Origin of the sequence: Carnobacterium iners (assembly GCF_900177385.1) — a bacterium.
In the GTDB taxonomy this organism is placed as follows: domain Bacteria; phylum Bacillota; class Bacilli; order Lactobacillales; family Carnobacteriaceae; genus Carnobacterium_A; species Carnobacterium_A iners.
Map to the genome: position 1 here is coordinate 12112 of NZ_FXBJ01000001.1, position 23616 is coordinate 35727.

General features: G+C 30.8%; 22 protein-coding genes and 1 pseudogene. 15 read left to right on the forward strand and 8 right to left on the reverse strand.

Going from position 1 to position 23616, the window contains the following annotated elements; genetic code table 11:
- Positions 1-458 precede the first annotated feature (458 nt).
- Together B9Y54_RS00065 and B9Y54_RS00070 are read left to right on the forward strand one after the other, a co-directional pair.
- Positions 459-1262, forward strand: a complete 804-nt coding sequence (locus B9Y54_RS00065) for a replication initiation protein (RefSeq protein WP_085558449.1) — start codon at positions 459-461, stop codon at positions 1260-1262.
- A gap of 69 nt (positions 1263-1331) precedes the next feature.
- The gene (locus B9Y54_RS00070) at positions 1332-1871 is read left to right on the forward strand and encodes a MerR family transcriptional regulator (protein ID WP_085558450.1); all 540 of its coding nucleotides are present in this window, start codon (positions 1332-1334) and stop codon (positions 1869-1871) included.
- A gap of 612 nt (positions 1872-2483) precedes the next feature.
- Here B9Y54_RS00070 and B9Y54_RS00075 read toward each other — a convergent pair.
- Together B9Y54_RS00075 and B9Y54_RS00080 are read right to left on the reverse strand one after the other, a co-directional pair.
- Positions 2484-2777: a type II toxin-antitoxin system YafQ family toxin gene (locus B9Y54_RS00075; RefSeq protein WP_085558451.1), complete on the reverse strand. Its 294-nt coding sequence runs from the start codon at positions 2775-2777 to the stop codon at positions 2484-2486.
- 8 nt (positions 2778-2785) lie between these two features.
- Positions 2786-3061 (reverse strand): type II toxin-antitoxin system RelB/DinJ family antitoxin, encoded by a 276-nt coding sequence (locus tag B9Y54_RS00080; protein ID WP_085558452.1) that lies wholly within the window; start codon positions 3059-3061, stop codon positions 2786-2788.
- 494 nt (positions 3062-3555) lie between these two features.
- Between B9Y54_RS00080 and B9Y54_RS00085 the strand changes: the two genes are divergently transcribed.
- The 4 genes from B9Y54_RS00085 (at position 3556) to B9Y54_RS00100 (ending at position 7835) form a co-directional block, all read left to right on the forward strand.
- Positions 3556-3960 carry a helix-turn-helix domain-containing protein gene (locus B9Y54_RS00085; RefSeq protein ID WP_085558453.1) on the forward strand — a complete coding sequence of 135 codons (405 nt, stop codon included), beginning with the start codon at positions 3556-3558 and terminating at the stop codon, positions 3958-3960.
- 1470 nt (positions 3961-5430) lie between these two features.
- Complete coding sequence (locus tag B9Y54_RS00090) at positions 5431-5643, forward strand: hypothetical protein (RefSeq protein WP_085558454.1); 213 nt, start codon at positions 5431-5433, stop codon at positions 5641-5643.
- Positions 5644-6422: 779 nt separating this feature from the next.
- Entirely contained in the window at positions 6423-7226 is an 804-nt protein-coding gene (locus tag B9Y54_RS00095) for a replication initiation protein (RefSeq protein ID WP_085558449.1), read from the forward strand.
- 69 nt (positions 7227-7295) lie between these two features.
- Complete coding sequence (locus B9Y54_RS00100; RefSeq protein WP_085558450.1) at positions 7296-7835, forward strand: MerR family transcriptional regulator; 540 nt, start codon at positions 7296-7298, stop codon at positions 7833-7835.
- 612 nt (positions 7836-8447) lie between these two features.
- Here the strand turns inward: B9Y54_RS00100 and B9Y54_RS00105 are convergent.
- Positions 8448-8741, reverse strand: coding sequence for a type II toxin-antitoxin system YafQ family toxin (locus B9Y54_RS00105; RefSeq protein ID WP_085558451.1), 294 nt, complete (start codon positions 8739-8741; stop codon positions 8448-8450).
- 8 nt (positions 8742-8749) lie between these two features.
- Positions 8750-9025, reverse strand: coding sequence for a type II toxin-antitoxin system RelB/DinJ family antitoxin (locus tag B9Y54_RS00110; RefSeq protein ID WP_085558452.1), 276 nt, complete (start codon positions 9023-9025; stop codon positions 8750-8752).
- A 494-nt stretch (positions 9026-9519) separates the two neighbouring features.
- Between B9Y54_RS00110 and B9Y54_RS00115 the strand changes: the two genes are divergently transcribed.
- The 3 genes from B9Y54_RS00115 to B9Y54_RS00130 all read left to right on the forward strand — a co-directional run bounded on the left by B9Y54_RS00115 (position 9520) and on the right by B9Y54_RS00130 (position 13794).
- A complete protein-coding gene (locus B9Y54_RS00115; protein WP_085558453.1) occupies positions 9520-9924 on the forward strand; it encodes a helix-turn-helix domain-containing protein in 405 nt (134 codons plus the stop codon).
- 2457 nt (positions 9925-12381) lie between these two features.
- The gene (locus tag B9Y54_RS00125; protein WP_085558449.1) at positions 12382-13185 is read left to right on the forward strand and encodes a replication initiation protein; all 804 of its coding nucleotides are present in this window, start codon (positions 12382-12384) and stop codon (positions 13183-13185) included.
- Positions 13186-13254: 69 nt separating this feature from the next.
- Complete coding sequence (locus tag B9Y54_RS00130) at positions 13255-13794, forward strand: MerR family transcriptional regulator (protein ID WP_085558450.1); 540 nt, start codon at positions 13255-13257, stop codon at positions 13792-13794.
- A gap of 612 nt (positions 13795-14406) precedes the next feature.
- Here the strand turns inward: B9Y54_RS00130 and B9Y54_RS00135 are convergent.
- A complete protein-coding gene (locus B9Y54_RS00135; RefSeq protein ID WP_085558451.1) occupies positions 14407-14700 on the reverse strand; it encodes a type II toxin-antitoxin system YafQ family toxin in 294 nt (97 codons plus the stop codon).
- 8 nt (positions 14701-14708) lie between these two features.
- Complete coding sequence (locus tag B9Y54_RS00140) at positions 14709-14984, reverse strand: type II toxin-antitoxin system RelB/DinJ family antitoxin (protein ID WP_085558452.1); 276 nt, start codon at positions 14982-14984, stop codon at positions 14709-14711.
- A gap of 494 nt (positions 14985-15478) precedes the next feature.
- Here B9Y54_RS00140 and B9Y54_RS00145 point away from each other — a divergent pair, with 494 nt between their 5' ends.
- From B9Y54_RS00145 to B9Y54_RS00160, 4 genes and pseudogenes are all read left to right on the forward strand, one after another.
- Positions 15479-15883 (forward strand): helix-turn-helix domain-containing protein, encoded by a 405-nt coding sequence (locus B9Y54_RS00145; protein WP_085558453.1) that lies wholly within the window; start codon positions 15479-15481, stop codon positions 15881-15883.
- Between the two features lie 1471 nt (positions 15884-17354).
- Positions 17355-17567: a hypothetical protein gene (locus B9Y54_RS00150; RefSeq protein WP_085558454.1), complete on the forward strand. Its 213-nt coding sequence runs from the start codon at positions 17355-17357 to the stop codon at positions 17565-17567.
- Between the two features lie 775 nt (positions 17568-18342).
- Positions 18343-19124 (forward strand): annotated as a pseudogene (locus B9Y54_RS13055) (replication initiation protein).
- Positions 19125-19193: 69 nt separating this feature from the next.
- The gene (locus tag B9Y54_RS00160) at positions 19194-19733 is read left to right on the forward strand and encodes a MerR family transcriptional regulator (RefSeq protein ID WP_085558450.1); all 540 of its coding nucleotides are present in this window, start codon (positions 19194-19196) and stop codon (positions 19731-19733) included.
- A 604-nt stretch (positions 19734-20337) separates the two neighbouring features.
- On the opposite strand, the gene B9Y54_RS12580 is transcribed toward B9Y54_RS00160, so the two are convergent.
- Both B9Y54_RS12580 and B9Y54_RS13060 read right to left on the reverse strand, forming a co-directional pair.
- A complete protein-coding gene (locus B9Y54_RS12580) occupies positions 20338-20526 on the reverse strand; it encodes a type II toxin-antitoxin system YafQ family toxin (protein ID WP_234987756.1) in 189 nt (62 codons plus the stop codon).
- 112 nt (positions 20527-20638) lie between these two features.
- Positions 20639-20875, reverse strand: coding sequence for a type II toxin-antitoxin system RelB/DinJ family antitoxin (locus tag B9Y54_RS13060; RefSeq protein WP_085558457.1), 237 nt, complete (start codon positions 20873-20875; stop codon positions 20639-20641).
- Between the two features lie 238 nt (positions 20876-21113).
- Here B9Y54_RS13060 and B9Y54_RS12220 point away from each other — a divergent pair, with 238 nt between their 5' ends.
- Positions 21114-21254 carry a hypothetical protein gene (locus tag B9Y54_RS12220; RefSeq protein WP_159446023.1) on the forward strand — a complete coding sequence of 47 codons (141 nt, stop codon included), beginning with the start codon at positions 21114-21116 and terminating at the stop codon, positions 21252-21254.
- Positions 21255-21404: 150 nt separating this feature from the next.
- Entirely contained in the window at positions 21405-21548 is a 144-nt protein-coding gene (locus tag B9Y54_RS12585) for a helix-turn-helix transcriptional regulator (protein WP_085558456.1), read from the forward strand.
- Positions 21549-23616: the final 2068 nt, after the last annotated feature.

Genomic DNA, 23616 nt, shown 5'->3' on the forward strand with positions numbered 1-23616 from the left:
AGGTTTCCTTTTGTCACTTGATCTTGTCTATCACTTTTCCTAAAAATACTAAACTCAATATATTTATAGATATTTTTATTGCGTTTCAAGAATACTCAAAGACGACACTTTGTCTTTAAGTCAATATTGTACTAGCAACACTTTTGCGGTTAAATATTTTATTTGTAATAATTTAATGATATGGAACACAAAACACAAACGTTTCTTTTTTTACTTTATATAATAATTGAATAATACTTCTAAGTACTTAATGAATTATTAATGCTTTAACACCAAGGATAAAGAGAGTTAATGGGGAGTGTAAAGTACACCTATGGGGAGTGTAAAGTACACCTATGGGGAGTGTAAAGTACACCTATGGGGAGTGTAAAGTACACCTATGGGGAGTTATTATAGAAAAGAATTGCTATTTAACCTCTATATTGTTAAACTAACCTTAATATAAAAGGAGGTATTTTATGCGTAAATTAGATTTGTGGGCCAGTGATAGAAATTTTAATACTGAAGACCTTGATGATTCAAAATTTTATTATGTAGTAGAGCATAATGATTTAATTACTAAAGCAAGACATGATTTAACAGCTCGACAACTTAAAATTATGGATTTTGTTATTTCTAAGATAAAACCTTCTGATACTAGCTTTAATATCGTACGTACGTCTATGTATGAAATTACTAATATATTAGGTCTTACTCGAAGCGGTAAAAATTATTCTGATATAGTTAATAATATTAATGAAATGCGAAAAAAAGACGTCTTTATTTATAGCGAACAAGAAAAAAAAATGACTATTACTGGTTGGTTTTCTGATATAGATGTATGGGAAAATGGCCAAATCGAATTACGTATTAATCAAAATTTCGCTCCATATTTACTTTCATTGAAAGAAAGTTATACTCAATATCTTCTTCTTGATACAATTCAACTAAATAGTAAATATTCTATTCTTTTATACAAGTTAATGCGTGAAGCTGATAAAGATTATGGCAAGAAAAAAACAGTTTTAAGTGGTACTCCTGACGAGTTCAAAGAATGGCTTGGCGCTCCAGAAAGTTATGCTTTTAAAGATCTTAATAAAAACGTGTTTCAAAAAGCAATAAATGAAATTAATCTTAAAATAAATGATATGGAATTAGAAATGTTTACTGCTAACCGTGGACGAAAAGTTGTACAAGTAGATATTCGCAACCATTTTATTAAAAACATTAATCTTATTGATAATAACTTACAAAAAGTTCCCTTAGATGACTGGACAAAATAACATGCTACTATATCAGTACTATAGCACCTTAAAAGTCTATTCTAAAAGTATTTTGAGGAGGTTCAAATATTGAAAGAGATAGAAGGAAAAGAAATGTTTGCATTCTCTGAAGTGCTTGAAAAGGTTGATTTATCAGAATCCGCCCTTAGAAAATACGTATCTTTAATTGATAAGCAGTCACCTGACGGGAAATATTTCTATCGAAACAAAAAAAATCATCGATTATATTCTCTTACTGATATAACACTACTACAACAGTTAGTAGCGCTAAAGTCTACTGATATAACACTAGATAACGCTATAAATCAAGCTTTGTTCTCTATAGGGTATAGTAGTGTTACAGTCGAAGATACAGAGGAAGCTGTATCTGATGTAACACTACTATCTGTTATATCAGTAGTATACAAGCAGGTAGAAATTATGGAAAAACAAACAAATAATATTGAAAGGTTAGAAACATTGGTAGAAAAATTACTTACTGCAGAAGAAGAAAAAAATAAGCAATTAGATATACCTGCAGATAATGAAACAAAGATTAAGTTTGTTGATCCTAGTGAGCCAGTAATGAAAAAAGGCATTTTCAGCCGTCTCTTTAATAAAAAAGAATAGCCGATTACAACGCTGGTTAAAGCAAAATCGTGTATTGAGCGTGGTCATAAAAAAAGAACCCTGCTGTTAAAGGGTTCTGGATACACGATTTTATCTAATTTCATGTATCAACTAAATATCAAAAAAAGAAGGAGTATTTACTATGAAAAAAACAAAAAAAGAATTATACAAGATCTTATAGTCATAATTTTGGTAGTTTTTTTATATTTTATATTTGATGGTTTTGCATTCAAAAATACTTATTACGATTTAACATTTATCTATTCTGTAGTGGGTATTAGCTTCGCATTTCGCTTATTATTTGACTTAAACACGTTTAAAAATAAATAAACACTATTAGTAGGGCGTACCCGCATTGATAACTACCTGCGATTTTTTTGCTTTTAAGTTAAAAAAAATTGTCTTGATTTAATAAGGATCTGAATACACGATTCTATGTCAATTCATGTATTTATAAAAATTCAAATTAGTGATTCTAAAAAAAACTAACCCCATATTGGTCTAAGTATGATGATAACAATAGCTAATATTTTTTAGAAAAGTAAATATCCAAAAAAAGAACCTTGTCAAGACAAGGTTCTAGATACATATTTCTAAGAAATTTCATCTGTTTTAAAATTGTTGCTTATGGCCAAATAAATCTGAATGAGTTCCAGTTTGAACGACCGTAAGAATAAGTTGTTTATCATCAATTAAATAAATCAAAAGCCAATCAGGATTAATATGTAACTCTCTAACAGGACGTTTTTGCCCTACTAAAGAGTGATCATTATGTTTTTCATCTAATGGTTCTTGATTCACTAATTTTTTTAGTATTTCTACAAAATTTTCTTCTTTATACCGACCACTACTAATCATTTTCTTGTACTGCTTTTTAAATAAAGAGGTTTTCCTTAGTTTCAGCATATTATCCTCTACGACCTTAAATCTTTCATAAAGTTATCTACAGTATCATATACTTGAGCCTCAATCTTGCCATCTTGAATAGCATAAGCTTCTTCAATAGCTTTTTTAGTCTCAGTATTTGGTTTATCTAGCGTAATTTCAAACGGAAAACCATTAGTCCTAACAGCTGTACTTAAAAAGATCTTAATAGCCTCATTAGTAGATGTACCTAAGTTATTGAACAGTTCATCTGATTTTTCTTTTAATTCATTTTCCATGCGTATTTGAACATTTTTTGTAGTCAACTTAAACACTCCTTTCTACTCTTTTATTCTATCACTATTATCAAGAAAAATCAATATAATAAGATTGACTATCAATACAAATGAAATGTATTTAAAGGCAATATATATACATCCATGACTTTATAAGATTTCATGTATGAAACAATCACAACTTAGGTATATGTTATTATCAACAGAACTATAAAAAAGGAGGGCTTCTTTTGTATTTAGGAATTGCCGCATTTTTACTTTTTGTAATTAGCTTTAGCTGGTCTTTGAAAAATAAAAAAAATAGATAAAAAAGAATCCTGATATAAAAGGGTTCGGGATACACGGTTCTATAGAATTTCATGTATTAGTCTAAAAATATTTATTGGATTTAAAAATATAAGGTTTACAAACGTAGCGTTTAAAACAATGACACAGATTCTATCATCCTTATCAAACGGACGATAGAATCCCTAGCTTGTACAAAAGGAGTAAGAATGATTAACTTCGTTTAAAGGAGATTGTTAATGGAAATCAGTCATGAAATAAAAAAAAGAAGAACTGAATTGAATATTACTCAGGAAGAGCTTGCTGAACGATTGGATGTGACAAGGGCCGCAGTTTCAAATTGGGAAGTAGGAAGAAATTACCCTGATATTCAACTTTTGTTAAAAATTTCCGATGAGTTAAATATTTCTTTGGATCAATTATTGAGAGGGGATAAAACAATGGTTTCATCTATAGACAAGAAAATTAAAAAAGGTAATTTTATAGATAAGTATTATATTGTTTTCCTAACAATTGTTAGTACGACACTAGTGGGTTACTTTTCATTTGATAATTGGGTTTCAACTATTATCTTTGGAGTAATTAGTGGAGGAATCTTTGGAGTAATTATCGATTCCATTGGTAAAAGTAAGACTATTAAATAATTGTCAATTTTAATTCTTCCCAAAATTGACAGTAAACAGGTATGGATCTGACTGCTTTTCTGCTGTCGTTTATACGTGTCGATTTTCAAAAAAATATCCTTGCTACAAAAAAACTATTTTAAAAATTCAAATCAGTAGGTTTTAAGGAGAGCATAAAGAGATTCAGGCGCCTGCCGGTTTTCCGCTCCGCTTCAAAACGTTGACGTGTCAGGCTGTGCCTGACGAATCTCAAAAATAAAACCAGGCGCCTAGAAGGCGAAAAACGGCCTTTTCTTACCCCTCTTCAAAAGACTGTTATACCGGCGTTTGCAAGAGGTCGTGTATGACATATGTACACATATGTGTTACACTTGTCATACATAATGTATACATATGTATGACACTTTTAACGTGTTTTTTCTCTTGCTTTTCATCTCTTTTTTTAAAGAAAAGTCCCCTGCCAAAAAGGCGAAGGGGATTTTTTTTATTTTGCCCGAAAAAAACAGACGGGAATACCGTCGTTTTTCGGGCCTGTTTACGACGATCCTTTTCAGCCTAAAGGCGAAAAAAGGGACAGAGAGAACAGACGGTTTTTGCCTCGCAGAGCCTGACCAAAATTTATTTTGGTATAACAGGCTATACCAGATGTTTACTGGTGCTCGCTTCCTATTTACGGGTTAAAAGCAAAAAAACTAGCTCCAAAAAGCTTTTCCCATTAGCTTCTTGAAGAATAACGAGTGACTGGACCACTAATCAACCGTTATTGCTTCTAGTCTTTGCTACTACAATTTTACTAGATAAATAGAGAGAATCAAACTTAAATTTTTAGACATGAGCAAAGCGAGTTTTTAAATTCCGAAGGAATTTTCACACAAAAAAGTATTTTAAAACGACACGGTTACGTGATCATTTTAAAATACTTTTTTAGATTTCAGGAAGCAACATACATCATCTTAAAAGATGATGTGTAAGTGCGCCCTTTGTTTAAAATCTAAAAAGAGGTCAGAACAAAAAGAGATGCTTTCAAAAAAAAAAGAAAAAAAGATAGAGCATAAAGAATAATAAAGATGCAAAATGGAGAACTTTTTTTCTTTCGTATACTTCTTTTATTTTTGTTCTCTTTTAAAAAAATCGAGCAAAGCGACAACAACCTTTTATACTTATTTTGAAAAAATAAATATAAAAGAGCGTAAGGTTATAGGAAACTTCCTATCAGGTCAAAACAACGTTTTGGGGAATGCGACTACATACCCGTTGCCTGCCAAACAAGATTTTAACATTTGAAAATCAGAAGTCGTTCGTTAAATAAAAAAGTAGTCTGATCTAGTTCCCTCTAAAAATTAGTTAACACCTCTTTAAAAAATAAAAAAAGAAAAAATACCTGCAAATTGTCTTTCTGGTCGTTACTGAAATTGAAACGAAAATTCGCTTGATTCATACTAAAAATGAAATGCAGCAAGTTAAAGAAAATGAACCATTAGGAGTTTAGAAATGAACAAAAAAACTTTTTGGATACTGGCTGTTACCTATGCAGCGATAACGTTTATTTTTAATAATGTGTTCCATACAGCTTTTGGTGCTTTCTTAATGACTTTAAGTTATTTTGCATTAGCTTTTGCTCTTCTTTCGTTTGTCTACCTGCCCATTCAACCTTTCTTACGACAATTTTTTTATTCTCGTAAGAAAAATCAGACGGATAAGTGAAACAAATTTAAACATATTGCATTTAAAACGACTTTAAATAGCCTTTAGAGTTGGTTTAACGAACTTTAAAGCTAAATGCTCGTATTTGTACGTGAATGAACTACAAACGATTTAACCAATCTTTTTTTAACGATTTTAGACTTTGGGTATGTAGGGCTTGCCCTGCACGAACGAAGTGAGCTCTTTACTCGTTTTATTCTTAGCCAAAACAAGCTTTTAAGCCGTTTTACTAAAAAGCCTTCTCTTCCCCTCTCTTTTCATTGCAAATGGAGCGTAGCGACTTCTTTTGACTTTTTAGAATGCTTTTTAGCTTGCGGAGCAAGGTTTCCTTTTGTCACTTGATCTTGTCTATCACTTTTCCTAAAAATACTAAACTCAATATATTTATAGATATTTTTATTGCGTTTCAAGAATACTCAAAGACGACACTTTGTCTTTAAGTCAATATTGTACTAGCAACACTTTTGCGGTTAAATATTTTATTTGTAATAATTTAATGATATGGAACACAAAACACAAACGTTTCTTTTTTTACTTTATATAATAATTGAATAATACTTCTAAGTACTTAATGAATTATTAATGCTTTAACACCAAGGATAAAGAGAGTTAATGGGGAGTGTAAAGTACACCTATGGGGAGTGTAAAGTACACCTATGGGGAGTGTAAAGTACACCTATGGGGAGTGTAAAGTACACCTATGGGGAGTTATTATAGAAAAGAATTGCTATTTAACCTCTATATTGTTAAACTAACCTTAATATAAAAGGAGGTATTTTATGCGTAAATTAGATTTGTGGGCCAGTGATAGAAATTTTAATACTGAAGACCTTGATGATTCAAAATTTTATTATGTAGTAGAGCATAATGATTTAATTACTAAAGCAAGACATGATTTAACAGCTCGACAACTTAAAATTATGGATTTTGTTATTTCTAAGATAAAACCTTCTGATACTAGCTTTAATATCGTACGTACGTCTATGTATGAAATTACTAATATATTAGGTCTTACTCGAAGCGGTAAAAATTATTCTGATATAGTTAATAATATTAATGAAATGCGAAAAAAAGACGTCTTTATTTATAGCGAACAAGAAAAAAAAATGACTATTACTGGTTGGTTTTCTGATATAGATGTATGGGAAAATGGCCAAATCGAATTACGTATTAATCAAAATTTCGCTCCATATTTACTTTCATTGAAAGAAAGTTATACTCAATATCTTCTTCTTGATACAATTCAACTAAATAGTAAATATTCTATTCTTTTATACAAGTTAATGCGTGAAGCTGATAAAGATTATGGCAAGAAAAAAACAGTTTTAAGTGGTACTCCTGACGAGTTCAAAGAATGGCTTGGCGCTCCAGAAAGTTATGCTTTTAAAGATCTTAATAAAAACGTGTTTCAAAAAGCAATAAATGAAATTAATCTTAAAATAAATGATATGGAATTAGAAATGTTTACTGCTAACCGTGGACGAAAAGTTGTACAAGTAGATATTCGCAACCATTTTATTAAAAACATTAATCTTATTGATAATAACTTACAAAAAGTTCCCTTAGATGACTGGACAAAATAACATGCTACTATATCAGTACTATAGCACCTTAAAAGTCTATTCTAAAAGTATTTTGAGGAGGTTCAAATATTGAAAGAGATAGAAGGAAAAGAAATGTTTGCATTCTCTGAAGTGCTTGAAAAGGTTGATTTATCAGAATCCGCCCTTAGAAAATACGTATCTTTAATTGATAAGCAGTCACCTGACGGGAAATATTTCTATCGAAACAAAAAAAATCATCGATTATATTCTCTTACTGATATAACACTACTACAACAGTTAGTAGCGCTAAAGTCTACTGATATAACACTAGATAACGCTATAAATCAAGCTTTGTTCTCTATAGGGTATAGTAGTGTTACAGTCGAAGATACAGAGGAAGCTGTATCTGATGTAACACTACTATCTGTTATATCAGTAGTATACAAGCAGGTAGAAATTATGGAAAAACAAACAAATAATATTGAAAGGTTAGAAACATTGGTAGAAAAATTACTTACTGCAGAAGAAGAAAAAAATAAGCAATTAGATATACCTGCAGATAATGAAACAAAGATTAAGTTTGTTGATCCTAGTGAGCCAGTAATGAAAAAAGGCATTTTCAGCCGTCTCTTTAATAAAAAAGAATAGCCGATTACAACGCTGGTTAAAGCAAAATCGTGTATTGAGCGTGGTCATAAAAAAAGAACCCTGCTGTTAAAGGGTTCTGGATACACGATTTTATCTAATTTCATGTATCAACTAAATATCAAAAAAAGAAGGAGTATTTACTATGAAAAAAACAAAAAAAGAATTATACAAGATCTTATAGTCATAATTTTGGTAGTTTTTTTATATTTTATATTTGATGGTTTTGCATTCAAAAATACTTATTACGATTTAACATTTATCTATTCTGTAGTGGGTATTAGCTTCGCATTTCGCTTATTATTTGACTTAAACACGTTTAAAAATAAATAAACACTATTAGTAGGGCGTACCCGCATTGATAACTACCTGCGATTTTTTTGCTTTTAAGTTAAAAAAAATTGTCTTGATTTAATAAGGATCTGAATACACGATTCTATGTCAATTCATGTATTTATAAAAATTCAAATTAGTGATTCTAAAAAAAACTAACCCCATATTGGTCTAAGTATGATGATAACAATAGCTAATATTTTTTAGAAAAGTAAATATCCAAAAAAAGAACCTTGTCAAGACAAGGTTCTAGATACATATTTCTAAGAAATTTCATCTGTTTTAAAATTGTTGCTTATGGCCAAATAAATCTGAATGAGTTCCAGTTTGAACGACCGTAAGAATAAGTTGTTTATCATCAATTAAATAAATCAAAAGCCAATCAGGATTAATATGTAACTCTCTAACAGGACGTTTTTGCCCTACTAAAGAGTGATCATTATGTTTTTCATCTAATGGTTCTTGATTCACTAATTTTTTTAGTATTTCTACAAAATTTTCTTCTTTATACCGACCACTACTAATCATTTTCTTGTACTGCTTTTTAAATAAAGAGGTTTTCCTTAGTTTCAGCATATTATCCTCTACGACCTTAAATCTTTCATAAAGTTATCTACAGTATCATATACTTGAGCCTCAATCTTGCCATCTTGAATAGCATAAGCTTCTTCAATAGCTTTTTTAGTCTCAGTATTTGGTTTATCTAGCGTAATTTCAAACGGAAAACCATTAGTCCTAACAGCTGTACTTAAAAAGATCTTAATAGCCTCATTAGTAGATGTACCTAAGTTATTGAACAGTTCATCTGATTTTTCTTTTAATTCATTTTCCATGCGTATTTGAACATTTTTTGTAGTCAACTTAAACACTCCTTTCTACTCTTTTATTCTATCACTATTATCAAGAAAAATCAATATAATAAGATTGACTATCAATACAAATGAAATGTATTTAAAGGCAATATATATACATCCATGACTTTATAAGATTTCATGTATGAAACAATCACAACTTAGGTATATGTTATTATCAACAGAACTATAAAAAAGGAGGGCTTCTTTTGTATTTAGGAATTGCCGCATTTTTACTTTTTGTAATTAGCTTTAGCTGGTCTTTGAAAAATAAAAAAAATAGATAAAAAAGAATCCTGATATAAAAGGGTTCGGGATACACGGTTCTATAGAATTTCATGTATTAGTCTAAAAATATTTATTGGATTTAAAAATATAAGGTTTACAAACGTAGCGTTTAAAACAATGACACAGATTCTATCATCCTTATCAAACGGACGATAGAATCCCTAGCTTGTACAAAAGGAGTAAGAATGATTAACTTCGTTTAAAGGAGATTGTTAATGGAAATCAGTCATGAAATAAAAAAAAGAAGAACTGAATTGAATATTACTCAGGAAGAGCTTGCTGAACGATTGGATGTGACAAGGGCCGCAGTTTCAAATTGGGAAGTAGGAAGAAATTACCCTGATATTCAACTTTTGTTAAAAATTTCCGATGAGTTAAATATTTCTTTGGATCAATTATTGAGAGGGGATAAAACAATGGTTTCATCTATAGACAAGAAAATTAAAAAAGGTAATTTTATAGATAAGTATTATATTGTTTTCCTAACAATTGTTAGTACGACACTAGTGGGTTACTTTTCATTTGATAATTGGGTTTCAACTATTATCTTTGGAGTAATTAGTGGAGGAATCTTTGGAGTAATTATCGATTCCATTGGTAAAAGTAAGACTATTAAATAATTGTCAATTTTAATTCTTCCCAAAATTGACAGTAAACAGGTATGGATCTGACTGCTTTTCTGCTGTCGTTTATACGTGTCGATTTTCAAAAAAATATCCTTGCTACAAAAAAACTATTTTAAAAATTCAAATCAGTAGGTTTTAAGGAGAGCATAAAGAGATTCAGGCGCCTGCCGGTTTTCCGCTCCGCTTCAAAACGTTGACGTGTCAGGCTGTGCCTGACGAATCTCAAAAATAAAACCAGGCGCCTAGAAGGCGAAAAACGGCCTTTTCTTACCCCTCTTCAAAAGACTGTTATACCGGCGTTTGCAAGAGGTCGTGTATGACATATGTACACATATGTGTTACACTTGTCATACATAATGTATACATATGTATGACACTTTTAACGTGTTTTTTCTCTTGCTTTTCATCTCTTTTTTTAAAGAAAAGTCCCCTGCCAAAAAGGCGAAGGGGATTTTTTTTATTTTGCCCGAAAAAAACAGACGGGAATACCGTCGTTTTTCGGGCCTGTTTACGACGATCCTTTTCAGCCTAAAGGCGAAAAAAGGGACAGAGAGAACAGACGGTTTTTGCCTCGCAGAGCCTGACCAAAATTTATTTTGGTATAACAGGCTATACCAGATGTTTACTGGTGCTCGCTTCCTATTTACGGGTTAAAAGCAAAAAAACTAGCTCCAAAAAGCTTTTCCCATTAGCTTCTTGAAGAATAACGAGTGACTGGACCACTAATCAACCGTTATTGCTTCTAGTCTTTGCTACTACAATTTTACTAGATAAATAGAGAGAATCAAACTTAAATTTTTAGACATGAGCAAAGCGAGTTTTTAAATTCCGAAGGAATTTTCACACAAAAAAGTATTTTAAAACGACACGGTTACGTGATCATTTTAAAATACTTTTTTAGATTTCAGGAAGCAACATACATCATCTTAAAAGATGATGTGTAAGTGCGCCCTTTGTTTAAAATCTAAAAAGAGGTCAGAACAAAAGAGATGCTTTCAAAAAAAAAAGAAAAAAAGATAGAGCATAAAGAATAATAAAGATGCAAAATGGAGAACTTTTTTTCTTTCGTATACTTCTTTTATTTTTGTTCTCTTTTAAAAAAATCGAGCAAAGCGACAACAACCTTTTATACTTATTTTGAAAAAAATAAATATAAAAGAGCGTAAGGTTATAGGAAACTTCCTATCAGGTCAAAACAACGTTTTGGGGAATGCGACTACATACCCGTTGCCTGCCAAACAAGATTTTAACATTTGAAAATCAGAAGTCGTTCGTTAAATAAAAAAGTAGTCTGATCTAGTTCCCTCTAAAAATTAGTTAACACCTCTTTAAAAAATAAAAAAGAAAAAATACCTGCAAATTGTCTTTCTGGTCGTTACTGAAATTGAAACGAAAATTCGCTTGATTCATACTAAAATGAAATGCAGCAAGTTAAAGAAAATGAACCATTAGGAGTTTAGAAATGAACAAAAAAACTTTTGGATACTGGCTGTTACCTATGCAGCGATAACGTTTATTTTTAATAATGTGTTCCATACAGCTTTTGGTGCTTTCTTAATGACTTTAAGTTATTTTGCATTAGCTTTTGCTCTTCTTTCGTTTGTCTACCTGCCCATTCAACCTTTCTTACGACAATTTTTTTATTCTCGTAAGAAAAATCAGACGGATAAGTGAAACAAATTTAAACATATTGCATTTAAAACGACTTTAAATAGCCTTTAGAGTTGGTTTAACGAACTTAAAGCTAAATGCTCGTATTTGTACGTGAATGAACTACAAACGATTTAACCAATCTTTTTTAACGATTTTAGACTTTGGGTATGTAGGGCTTGCCCTGCACGAACGAAGTGAGCTCTTTACTCGTTTTATTCTTAGCCAAAACAAGCTTTTAAGCCGTTTTACTAAAAAGCCTTCTCTTCCCCTCTCTTTTCATTGCAAATGGAGCGTAGCGACTTCTTTTGACTTTTTAGAATGCTTTTTAGCTTGCGGAGCAAGGTTTCCTTTTGTCACTTGATCTTGTCTATCACTTTTCCTAAAAATACTAAACTCAATATATTTATAGATATTTTTATTGCGTTTCAAGAATACTCAAAGACGACACTTTGTCTTTAAGTCAATATTGTACTAGCAACACTTTTGCGGTTAAATATTTTATTTGTAATAATTTAATGATATGGAACACAAAACACAAACGTTTCTTTTTTTACTTTATATAATAATTGAATAATACTTCTAAGTACTTAATGAATTATTAATGCTTTAACACCAAGGATAAAGAGAGTTAATGGGGAGTGTAAAGTACACCTATGGGGAGTGTAAAGTACACCTATGGGGAGTGTAAAGTACACCTATGGGGAGTGTAAAGTACACCTATGGGGAGTTATTATAGAAAAGAATTGCTATTTAACCTCTATATTGTTAAACTAACCTTAATATAAAAGGAGGTATTTTATGCGTAAATTAGATTTGTGGGCCAGTGATAGAAATTTTAATACTGAAGACCTTGATGATTCAAAATTTTATTATGTAGTAGAGCATAATGATTTAATTACTAAAGCAAGACATGATTTAACAGCTCGACAACTTAAAATTATGGATTTTGTTATTTCTAAGATAAAACCTTCTGATACTAGCTTTAATATCGTACGTACGTCTATGTATGAAATTACTAATATATTAGGTCTTACTCGAAGCGGTAAAAATTATTCTGATATAGTTAATAATATTAATGAAATGCGAAAAAAAGACGTCTTTATTTATAGCGAACAAGAAAAAAAAATGACTATTACTGGTTGGTTTTCTGATATAGATGTATGGGAAAATGGCCAAATCGAATTACGTATTAATCAAAATTTCGCTCCATATTTACTTTCATTGAAAGAAAGTTATACTCAATATCTTCTTCTTGATACAATTCAACTAAATAGTAAATATTCTATTCTTTTATACAAGTTAATGCGTGAAGCTGATAAAGATTATGGCAAGAAAAAAACAGTTTTAAGTGGTACTCCTGACGAGTTCAAAGAATGGCTTGGCGCTCCAGAAAGTTATGCTTTTAAAGATCTTAATAAAAACGTGTTTCAAAAAGCAATAAATGAAATTAATCTTAAAATAAATGATATGGAATTAGAAATGTTTACTGCTAACCGTGGACGAAAAGTTGTACAAGTAGATATTCGCAACCATTTTATTAAAAACATTAATCTTATTGATAATAACTTACAAAAAGTTCCCTTAGATGACTGGACAAAATAACATGCTACTATATCAGTACTATAGCACCTTAAAAGTCTATTCTAAAAGTATTTTGAGGAGGTTCAAATATTGAAAGAGATAGAAGGAAAAGAAATGTTTGCATTCTCTGAAGTGCTTGAAAAGGTTGATTTATCAGAATCCGCCCTTAGAAAATACGTATCTTTAATTGATAAGCAGTCACCTGACGGGAAATATTTCTATCGAAACAAAAAAAATCATCGATTATATTCTCTTACTGATATAACACTACTACAACAGTTAGTAGCGCTAAAGTCTACTGATATAACACTAGATAACGCTATAAATCAAGCTTTGTTCTCTATAGGGTATAGTAGTGTTACAGTCGAAGATACAGAGGAAGCTGTATCTGATGTAACACTACTATCTGTTATATCAGTAGTATACAAGCAGGTAGAAATTATGGAAAAACAAACAAATAATATTGAAAGGTTAGAAACATTGGTAGAAAAATTACTTACTGCAGAAGAAGAAAAAAATAAGCAATTAGATATACCTGCAGATAATGAAACAAAGATTAAGTTTGTTGATCCTAGTGAGCCAGTAATGAAAAAAGGCATTTTCAGCCGTCTCTTTAATAAAAAAGAATAGCCGATTACAACGCTGGTTAAAGCAAAATCGTGTATTGAGCGTGGTCATAAAAAAAGAACCCTGCTGTTAAAGGGTTCTGGATACACGATTTTATCTAATTTCATGTATCAACTAAATATCAAAAAAAGAAGGAGTATTTACTATGAAAAAAACAAAAAAAGAATTATACAAGATCTTATAGTCATAATTTTGGTAGTTTTTTTATATTTTATATTTGATGGTTTTGCATTCAAAAATACTTATTACGATTTAACATTTATCTATTCTGTAGTGGGTATTAGCTTCGCATTTCGCTTATTATTTGACTTAAACACGTTTAAAAATAAATAAACACTATTAGTAGGGCGTACCCGCATTGATAACTACCTGCGATTTTTTTGCTTTTAAGTTAAAAAAAATTGTCTTGATTTAATAAGGATCTGAATACACGATTCTATGTCAATTCATGTATTTATAAAAATTCAAATTAGTGATTCTAAAAAAAACTAACCCCATATTGGTCTAAGTATGATGATAACAATAGCTAATATTTTTTAGAAAAGTAAATATCCAAAAAAAGAACCTTGTCAAGACAAGGTTCTAGATACATATTTCTAAGAAATTTCATCTGTTTTAAAATTGTTGCTTATGGCCAAATAAATCTGAATGAGTTCCAGTTTGAACGACCGTAAGAATAAGTTGTTTATCATCAATTAAATAAATCAAAAGCCAATCAGGATTAATATGTAACTCTCTAACAGGACGTTTTTGCCCTACTAAAGAGTGATCATTATGTTTTTCATCTAATGGTTCTTGATTCACTAATTTTTTTAGTATTTCTACAAAATTTTCTTCTTTATACCGACCACTACTAATCATTTTCTTGTACTGCTTTTTAAATAAAGAGGTTTTCCTTAGTTTCAGCATATTATCCTCTACGACCTTAAATCTTTCATAAAGTTATCTACAGTATCATATACTTGAGCCTCAATCTTGCCATCTTGAATAGCATAAGCTTCTTCAATAGCTTTTTTAGTCTCAGTATTTGGTTTATCTAGCGTAATTTCAAACGGAAAACCATTAGTCCTAACAGCTGTACTTAAAAAGATCTTAATAGCCTCATTAGTAGATGTACCTAAGTTATTGAACAGTTCATCTGATTTTTCTTTTAATTCATTTTCCATGCGTATTTGAACATTTTTTGTAGTCAACTTAAACACTCCTTTCTACTCTTTTATTCTATCACTATTATCAAGAAAAATCAATATAATAAGATTGACTATCAATACAAATGAAATGTATTTAAAGGCAATATATATACATCCATGACTTTATAAGATTTCATGTATGAAACAATCACAACTTAGGTATATGTTATTATCAACAGAACTATAAAAAAGGAGGGCTTCTTTTGTATTTAGGAATTGCCGCATTTTTACTTTTTGTAATTAGCTTTAGCTGGTCTTTGAAAAATAAAAAAAATAGATAAAAAAGAATCCTGATATAAAAGGGTTCGGGATACACGGTTCTATAGAATTTCATGTATTAGTCTAAAAATATTTATTGGATTTAAAAATATAAGGTTTACAAACGTAGCGTTTAAAACAATGACACAGATTCTATCATCCTTATCAAACGGACGATAGAATCCCTAGCTTGTACAAAAGGAGTAAGAATGATTAACTTCGTTTAAAGGAGATTGTTAATGGAAATCAGTCATGAAATAAAAAAAAGAAGAACTGAATTGAATATTACTCAGGAAGAGCTTGCTGAACGATTGGATGTGACAAGGGCCGCAGTTTCAAATTGGGAAGTAGGAAGAAATTACCCTGATATTCAACTTTTGTTAAAAATTTCCGATGAGTTAAATATTTCTTTGGATCAATTATTGAGAGGGGATAAAACAATGGTTTCATCTATAGACAAGAAAATTAAAAAAGGTAATTTTATAGATAAGTATTATATTGTTTTCCTAACAATTGTTAGTACGACACTAGTGGGTTACTTTTCATTTGATAATTGGGTTTCAACTATTATCTTTGGAGTAATTAGTGGAGGAATCTTTGGAGTAATTATCGATTCCATTGGTAAAAGTAAGACTATTAAATAATTGTCAATTTTAATTCTTCCCAAAATTGACAGTAAACAGGTATGGATCTGACTGCTTTTCTGCTGTCGTTTATACGTGTCGATTTTCAAAAAAATATCCTTGCTACAAAAAAACTATTTTAAAAATTCAAATCAGTAGGTTTTAAGGAGAGCATAAAGAGATTCAGGCGCCTGCCGGTTTTCCGCTCCGCTTCAAAACGTTGACGTGTCAGGCTGTGCCTGACGAATCTCAAAAATAAAACCAGGCGCCTAGAAGGCGAAAAACGGCCTTTTCTTACCCCTCTTCAAAAGACTGTTATACCGGCGTTTGCAAGAGGTCGTGTATGACATATGTACACATATGTGTTACACTTGTCATACATAATGTATACATATGTATGACACTTTTAACGTGTTTTTTCTCTTGCTTTTCATCTCTTTTTTTAAAGAAAAGTCCCCTGCCAAAAAGGCGAAGGGGATTTTTTTTATTTTGCCCGAAAAAAACAGACGGGAATACCGTCGTTTTTCGGGCCTGTTTACGACGATCCTTTTCAGCCTAAAGGCGAAAAAAGGGACAGAGAGAACAGACGGTTTTTGCCTCGCAGAGCCTGACCAAAATTTATTTTGGTATAACAGGCTATACCAGATGTTTACTGGTGCTCGCTTCCTATTTACGGGTTAAAAGCAAAAAAACTAGCTCCAAAAAGCTTTTCCCATTAGCTTCTTGAAGAATAACGAGTGACTGGACCACTAATCAACCGTTATTGCTTCTAGTCTTTGCTACTACAATTTTACTAGATAAATAGAGAGAATCAAACTTAAATTTTTAGACATGAGCAAAGCGAGTTTTTAAATTCCGAAGGAATTTTCACACAAAAAAGTATTTTAAAACGACACGGTTACGTGATCATTTTAAAATACTTTTTTAGATTTCAGGAAGCAACATACATCATCTTAAAAGATGATGTGTAAGTGCGCCCTTTGTTTAAAATCTAAAAAGAGGTCAGAACAAAAAGAGATGCTTTCAAAAAAAAAAGAAAAAAAGATAGAGCATAAAGAATAATAAAGATGCAAAATGGAGAACTTTTTTTCTTTCGTATACTTCTTTTATTTTTGTTCTCTTTTAAAAAAATCGAGCAAAGCGACAACAACCTTTTATACTTATTTTGAAAAAAATAAATATAAAAGAGCGTAAGGTTATAGGAAACTTCCTATCAGGTCAAAACAACGTTTTGGGGAATGCGACTACATACCCGTTGCCTGCCAAACAAGATTTTAACATTTGAAAATCAGAAGTCGTTCGTTAAATAAAAAAGTAGTCTGATCTAGTTCCCTCTAAAAATTAGTTAACACCTCTTTAAAAAATAAAAAAAGAAAAAATACCTGCAAATTGTCTTTCTGGTCGTTACTGAAATTGAAACGAAAATTCGCTTGATTCATACTAAAAATGAAATGCAGCAAGTTAAAGAAAATGAACCATTAGGAGTTTAGAAATGAACAAAAAAACTTTTTGGATACTGGCTGTTACCTATGCAGCGATAACGTTTATTTTTAATAATGTGTTCCATACAGCTTTTGGTGCTTTCTTAATGACTTTAAGTTATTTTGCATTAGCTTTTGCTCTTCTTTCGTTTGTCTACCTGCCCATTCAACCTTTCTTACGACAATTTTTTTATTCTCGTAAGAAAAATCAGACGGATAAGTGAAACAAATTTAAACATATTGCATTTAAAACGACTTTAAATAGCCTTTAGAGTTGGTTTAACGAACTTTAAAGCTAAATGCTCGTATTTGTACGTGAATGAACTACAAACGATTTAACCAATCTTTTTTTAACGATTTTAGACTTTGGGTATGTAGGGCTTGCCCTGCACGAACGAAGTGAGCTCTTTACTCGTTTTATTCTTAGCCAAAACAAGCTTTTAAGCCGTTTTACTAAAAAGCCTTCTCTTCCCCTCTCTTTTCATTGCAAATGGAGCGTAGCGACTTCTTTTGACTTTTTAGAATGCTTTTTAGCTTGCGGAGCAAGGTTTCCTTTTGTCACTTGATCTTGTCTATCACTTTTCCTAAAAATACTAAACTCAATATATTTATAGATATTTTTATTGCGTTTCAAGAATACTCAAAGACGACACTTTGTCTTTAAGTCAATATTGTACTAGCAACACTTTTGCGGTTAAATATTTTATTTGTAATAATTTAATGATATGGAACACAAAACACAAACGTTTCTTTTTTACTTTATATAATAATTGAATAATACTTCTAAGTACTTAATGAATTATTAATGCTTTAACACCAAGGATAAAGAGAGTTAATGGGGAGTGTAAAGTACACCTATGGGAGTGTAAAGTACACCTATGGGGAGTGTAAAGTACACCTATGGGGAGTGTAAAGTACACCTATGGGAGTTATTATAGAAAAGAATTGCTATTTAACCTCTATATTGTTAAACTAACCTTAATATAAAGGAGGTATTTTATGCGTAAATTAGATTTGTGGGCCAGTGATAGAAATTTTAATACTGAAGACCTTGATGATTCAAAATTTATTATGTAGTAGAGCATAATGATTTAATACTAAAGCAAGACATGATTTAACAGCTCGACAACTTAAAATATGGATTTTGTTATTTCTAAGATAAAACCTCTGATACTAGCTTAATATCGTACGTACGTCTATGTATGAAATTACTAATAATTAGGTCTACCGAACGGTAAAATTATTCTGATAGTTAATATTAATGAAATGCGAAAAAAGACGTCTTTATTTAGCGAACAAGAAAAAAAATGACTATTACTGGTTGGTTTTCTGATATAGATGTATGGGAAAATGGCCAAATCGAATTACGTATTAATCAAAATTTCGCTCCATATTACTTTCATTGAAAGAAAGTTATACTCAATATCTTCTTCTTGATACAATTCAACTAAATAGTAAATTTCTATCTTTTATACAAGTTAATGCGTGAAGCTGATAAAGATTATGGCAAGAAAAAAACAGTTTTAAGTGGTACTCCTGACGAGTTCAAAGAATGGCTTGGCGCTCCAGAAAGTTATGCTTTTAAAGATCTTAATAAAAACGTGTTTCAAAAAGCAATAAATGAAATTAATCTTAAAATAAATGATATGGAATTAGAAATGTTTACTGCTAACCGTGGACGAAAAGTTGTACAAGTAGATATTCGCAACCATTTTATTAAAAACATTAATCTTATTGATAATAACTTACAAAAAGTTCCCTTAGATGACTGGACAAAATAACATGCTACTATATCAGTACTATAGCACCTTAAAAGTCTATTCTAAAAGTATTTTGAGGAGGTTCAAATATTGAAAGAGATAGAAGGAAAAGAAATGTTTGCATTCTCTGAAGTGCTTGAAAAGGTTGATTTATCAGAATCCGCCCTTAGAAAATACGTATCTTTAATTGATAAGCAGTCACCTGACGGGAAATATTTCTATCGAAACAAAAAAAATCATCGATTATATTCTCTTACTGATATAACACTACTACAACAGTTAGTAGCGCTAAAGTCTACTGATATAACACTAGATAACGCTATAAATCAAGCTTTGTTCTCTATAGGGTATAGTAGTGTTACAGTCGAAGATACAGAGGAAGCTGTATCTGATGTAACACTACTATCTGTTATATCAGTAGTATACAAGCAGGTAGAAATTATGGAAAAACAAACAAATAATATTGAAAGGTTAGAAACATTGGTAGAAAAATTACTTACTGCAGAAGAAGAAAAAAATAAGCAATTAGATATACCTGCAGATAATGAAACAAAGATTAAGTTTGTTGATCCTAGTGAGCCAGTAATGAAAAAAGGCATTTTCAGCCGTCTCTTTAATAAAAAAGAATAGCCGATTACAACGCTGGTTAAAGCAAAATCGTGTATTGAGCGTGGTCATAAAAAAGAACCCTGCTGTTAAAGGGTTCTGGATACACGATTTTATCTAATTTCATGTATCAACTAAATATCAAAAAAAGAAGGAGTATTTACTATGAAAAAAACAAAAAAGAATTATACAAGATCTTATAGTCATAATTTGGTAGTTTTTTTATATTTATATTGATGGTTTTGCATTCAAAAATACTTATTACGATTTAACATTTATCTATTCTGTAGTGGTATTAGCTTCGCATTTCGCTTATTATTTGACTTAAACACGTTTAAAAATAAATAAACACTATTAGTAGGCGTACCCGCATTGATAACTACCTGCGATTTTTTTGCTTTTAAGTTAAAAAAAATTGTCTTGATTTAATAAGGATCTGAATACACGATTCTATGTCAATTCATGTATTTATAAAAATTCAAATTAGTGATTCTAAAAAAACTAACCCCATATTGGTCTAAGTATGATGATAACAATAGCTAATATTTTTTAGAAAAGTAAATATCCAAAAAAAGAACCTTGTCAAGACAAGGTTCTAGATACATATTTCTAAGAAATTTCATCTGTTTTAAAATTGTTGCTTATGGCCAAATAAATCTGAATGAGTTCCAGTTTGAACGACCGTAAGAATAAGTTGTTTATCATCAATTAAATAAATCAAAAGCCAATCAGGATTAATATGTAACTCTCTAACAGGACGTTTTTGCCCTACTAAAGAGTGATCATTATGTTTTTCATCTAATGGTTCTTGATTCACTAATTTTTTAGTATTTCTACAAAATTTTCTTCTTTATACCGACCACTACTAATCATTTTCTTGTACTGCTTTTTAAATAAAGAGGTTTTCCTTAGTTTCAGCATATTATCCTCTACGACCTTAAATCTTTCATAAAGTTATCTACAGTATCATATACTTGAGCCTCAATCTTGCCATCTTGAATAGCATAAGCTTCTTCAATAGCTTTTTTAGTCTCAGTATTTGGTTTATCTAGCGTAATTTCAAACGGAAAACCATTAGTCCTAACAGCTGTACTTAAAAAGATCTTAATAGCCTCATTAGTAGATGTACCTAAGTTATTGAACAGTTCATCTGATTTTCTTTTAATTCATTTTCCATGCGTATTTGAACATTTTTTGTAGTCAACTTAAACACTCCTTTCTACTCTTTTATTCTATCACTATTATCAAGAAAAATCAATATAATAAGATTGACTATCAATACAAATGAAATGTATTTAAAGGCAATATATATACATCCATGACTTTATAAGATTTCATGTATGAAACAATCACAACTTAGGTATATGTTATTATCAACAGAACTATAAAAAAGGAGGGCTTCTTTTGTATTTAGGAATTGCCGCATTTTTACTTTTTGTAATTAGCTTTAGCTGGTCTTTGAAAATAAAAAAAATAGATAAAAAGAATCCTGATATAAAAGGGTTCGGGATACACGGTTCTATAGAATTTCATGTATTAGTCTAAAAATATTTATTGGATTTAAAATATAAGGTTTACAAACGTAGCGTTTAAAACAATGACACAGATTCTATCATCCTTATCAAACGGACGATAGAATCCCTAGCTTGTACAAAAGGAGTAAGAATGATTAACTTCGTTTAAAGGAGATTGTTAATGGAAATCAGTCATGAAATAAAAAAAAGAAGAACTGAATTGAATATTACTCAGGAAGAGCTTGCTGAACGATTGGATGTGACAAGGGCCGCAGTTTCAAATTGGGAAGTAGGAAGAAATTACCCTGATATTCAACTTTGTTAAAAATTTCCGATGAGTTAAATATTTCTTTGGATCAATTATTGAGAGGGGATAAAACAATGGTTTCATCTATAGACAAGAAAATTAAAAAAGGTAATTTTATAGATAAGTATTATATTGTTTTCCTACAATTGTTAGTACGACACTAGTGGGTTACTTTTCATTTGATAATTGGGTTTCAACTATTATCTTTGGAGTAATTAGTGGAGGAATCTTTGGAGTAATTATCGATTCCATTGGTAAAAGTAAGACTATTAAATAATTGTCAATTTTAATTCTTCCCAAAATTGACAGTAAACAGGTATGGATCTGACTGCTTTTCTGCTGTCGTTTATACGTGTCGATTTTCAAAAAAATATCCTTGCTACAAAAAAACTATTTTAAAATTCAAATCAGTAGGTTTTAAGGAGAGCATAAAGAGATTCAGGCGCCTGCCGGTTTTCCGCTCCGCTTCAAAACGTTGACGTGTCAGGCTGTGCCTGACGAATCTCAAAAATAAAACCAGGCGCCTAGAAGGCGAAAAACGGCCTTTTCTTACCCCTCTTCAAAAGACTGTTATACCGGCGTTTGCAAGAGGTCGTGTATGACATATGTACACATATGTGTTACACTTGTCATACATAATGTATACATATGTATGACACTTTAACGTGTTTTTTCTCTTGCTTTTCATCTCTTTTTTTAAAGAAAAGTCCCCTGCCAAAAAGGCGAAGGGGATTTTTTTATTTTGCCCGAAAAAACAGACGGGAATACCGTCGTTTTTCGGGCCTGTTTACGACGATCCTTTTCAGCCTAAAGGCGAAAAAAGGGACAGAGAGAACAGACGGTTTTTGCCTCGCAGAGCCTGACCAAAATTTATTTTGGTATAACAGGCTATACCAGATGTTTACTGGTGCTCGCTTCCTATTTACGGGTTAAAAGCAAAAAAACTAGCTCCAAAAAGCTTTTCCCATTAGCTTCTTGAAGAATAACGAGTGACTGGACCACTAATCAACCGTTATTGCTTCTAGTCTTTGCTACTACAATTTTACTAGATAAATAGAGAGAATCAAACTTAAATTTTTAGACATGAGCAAAGCGAGTTTTTAAATTCCGAAGGAATTTTCACACAAAAAAGTATTTTAAAACGACACGGTTACGTGATCATTTTAAAATACTTTTTAGATTTCAGGAAGCAACATACATCATCTTAAAAGATGATGTGTAAGTGCGCCCTTTGTTTAAAATCTAAAAAGAGGTCAGAACAAAAAGAGATGCTTTCAAAAAAAAAAGAAAAAAAGATAGAGCATAAGAATAATAAAGATGCAAAATGGAGAACTTTTTTTCTTTCGTATACTTCTTTTATTTTTGTTCTCTTTTAAAAAAATCGAGCAAAGCGACAACAACCTTTTATACTTATTTTGAAAAAAATAAATATAAAAGAGCGTAAGGTTATAGGAAACTTCCTATCAGGTCAAAACAACGTTTTGGGGAATGCACTACATACCCGTTGCCTGCCAAACCAAATTAACATTTGAAAATCAGAATCGTTCGTTAAATAAAAAGTAGTCTGATCTAGTTCCCTCTAAAATTAGTTAACACCTCTTTAAAAATAAAAAAAGAAAAATACCTGCAAATTGTCTTTCTGGTCGTTACTGAAATTGAAACGAAAATTCGCTTGATTCATACTAAAAATGAAATGCAGCAAGTTAAAGAAAATGAACCATTAGGAGTTTAGAAATGAACAAAAAAACTTTTTGGGATACTGGCTGTTACCTATGCAGCGATAACGTTTATTTTTAATAATGTGTTCCATACAGCTTTTGGTGCTTTCTTAATGACTTTAAGTTATTTTGCATTAGCTTTGCTCTTCTTTCGTTTGTCTACTGCCCATTCAACCTTTCTTACGACAATTTTTTTATTCTCGTAAGAAAAATCAGACGGATAAGTGAAACAAATTTAAACATATTGCATTTAAAACGACTTTAAATAGCCTTTAGGTTGGTTTAACGAACTTTAAAGCTAAATGCTCGTATTTGTACGTGAATGAACTACAAACGATTTAACCAATCTTTTTTTAACGATTTTAGAC

Bases quoted from the DNA above. Each gene is read 5' to 3' on its own strand.
- B9Y54_RS00065 (WP_085558449.1), top strand. From the start codon at position 459: ATGCGTAAATTAGATTTGTGGGCCAGTGATAGAAATTTTAATACTGAA.
- B9Y54_RS00075 (WP_085558451.1), bottom strand. From the start codon at position 2,777: ATGCTGAAACTAAGGAAAACCTCTTTATTTAAAAAGCAGTACAAGAAA.
- B9Y54_RS00085 (WP_085558453.1), top strand. From the start codon at position 3,556: ATGGAAATCAGTCATGAAATAAAAAAAAGAAGAACTGAATTGAATATT.
- B9Y54_RS00090 (WP_085558454.1), top strand. From the start codon at position 5,431: ATGAACAAAAAAACTTTTTGGATACTGGCTGTTACCTATGCAGCGATA.
- B9Y54_RS00095 (WP_085558449.1), top strand. From the start codon at position 6,423: ATGCGTAAATTAGATTTGTGGGCCAGTGATAGAAATTTTAATACTGAA.
- B9Y54_RS00105 (WP_085558451.1), bottom strand. From the start codon at position 8,741: ATGCTGAAACTAAGGAAAACCTCTTTATTTAAAAAGCAGTACAAGAAA.
- B9Y54_RS00115 (WP_085558453.1), top strand. From the start codon at position 9,520: ATGGAAATCAGTCATGAAATAAAAAAAAGAAGAACTGAATTGAATATT.
- B9Y54_RS00125 (WP_085558449.1), top strand. From the start codon at position 12,382: ATGCGTAAATTAGATTTGTGGGCCAGTGATAGAAATTTTAATACTGAA.
- B9Y54_RS00135 (WP_085558451.1), bottom strand. From the start codon at position 14,700: ATGCTGAAACTAAGGAAAACCTCTTTATTTAAAAAGCAGTACAAGAAA.
- B9Y54_RS00145 (WP_085558453.1), top strand. From the start codon at position 15,479: ATGGAAATCAGTCATGAAATAAAAAAAAGAAGAACTGAATTGAATATT.
- B9Y54_RS00150 (WP_085558454.1), top strand. From the start codon at position 17,355: ATGAACAAAAAAACTTTTTGGATACTGGCTGTTACCTATGCAGCGATA.
- B9Y54_RS12585 (WP_085558456.1), top strand. From the start codon at position 21,405: ATGGAAATCAGTCATGAAATAAAAAAAAGAAGAACTGAATTGAATATT.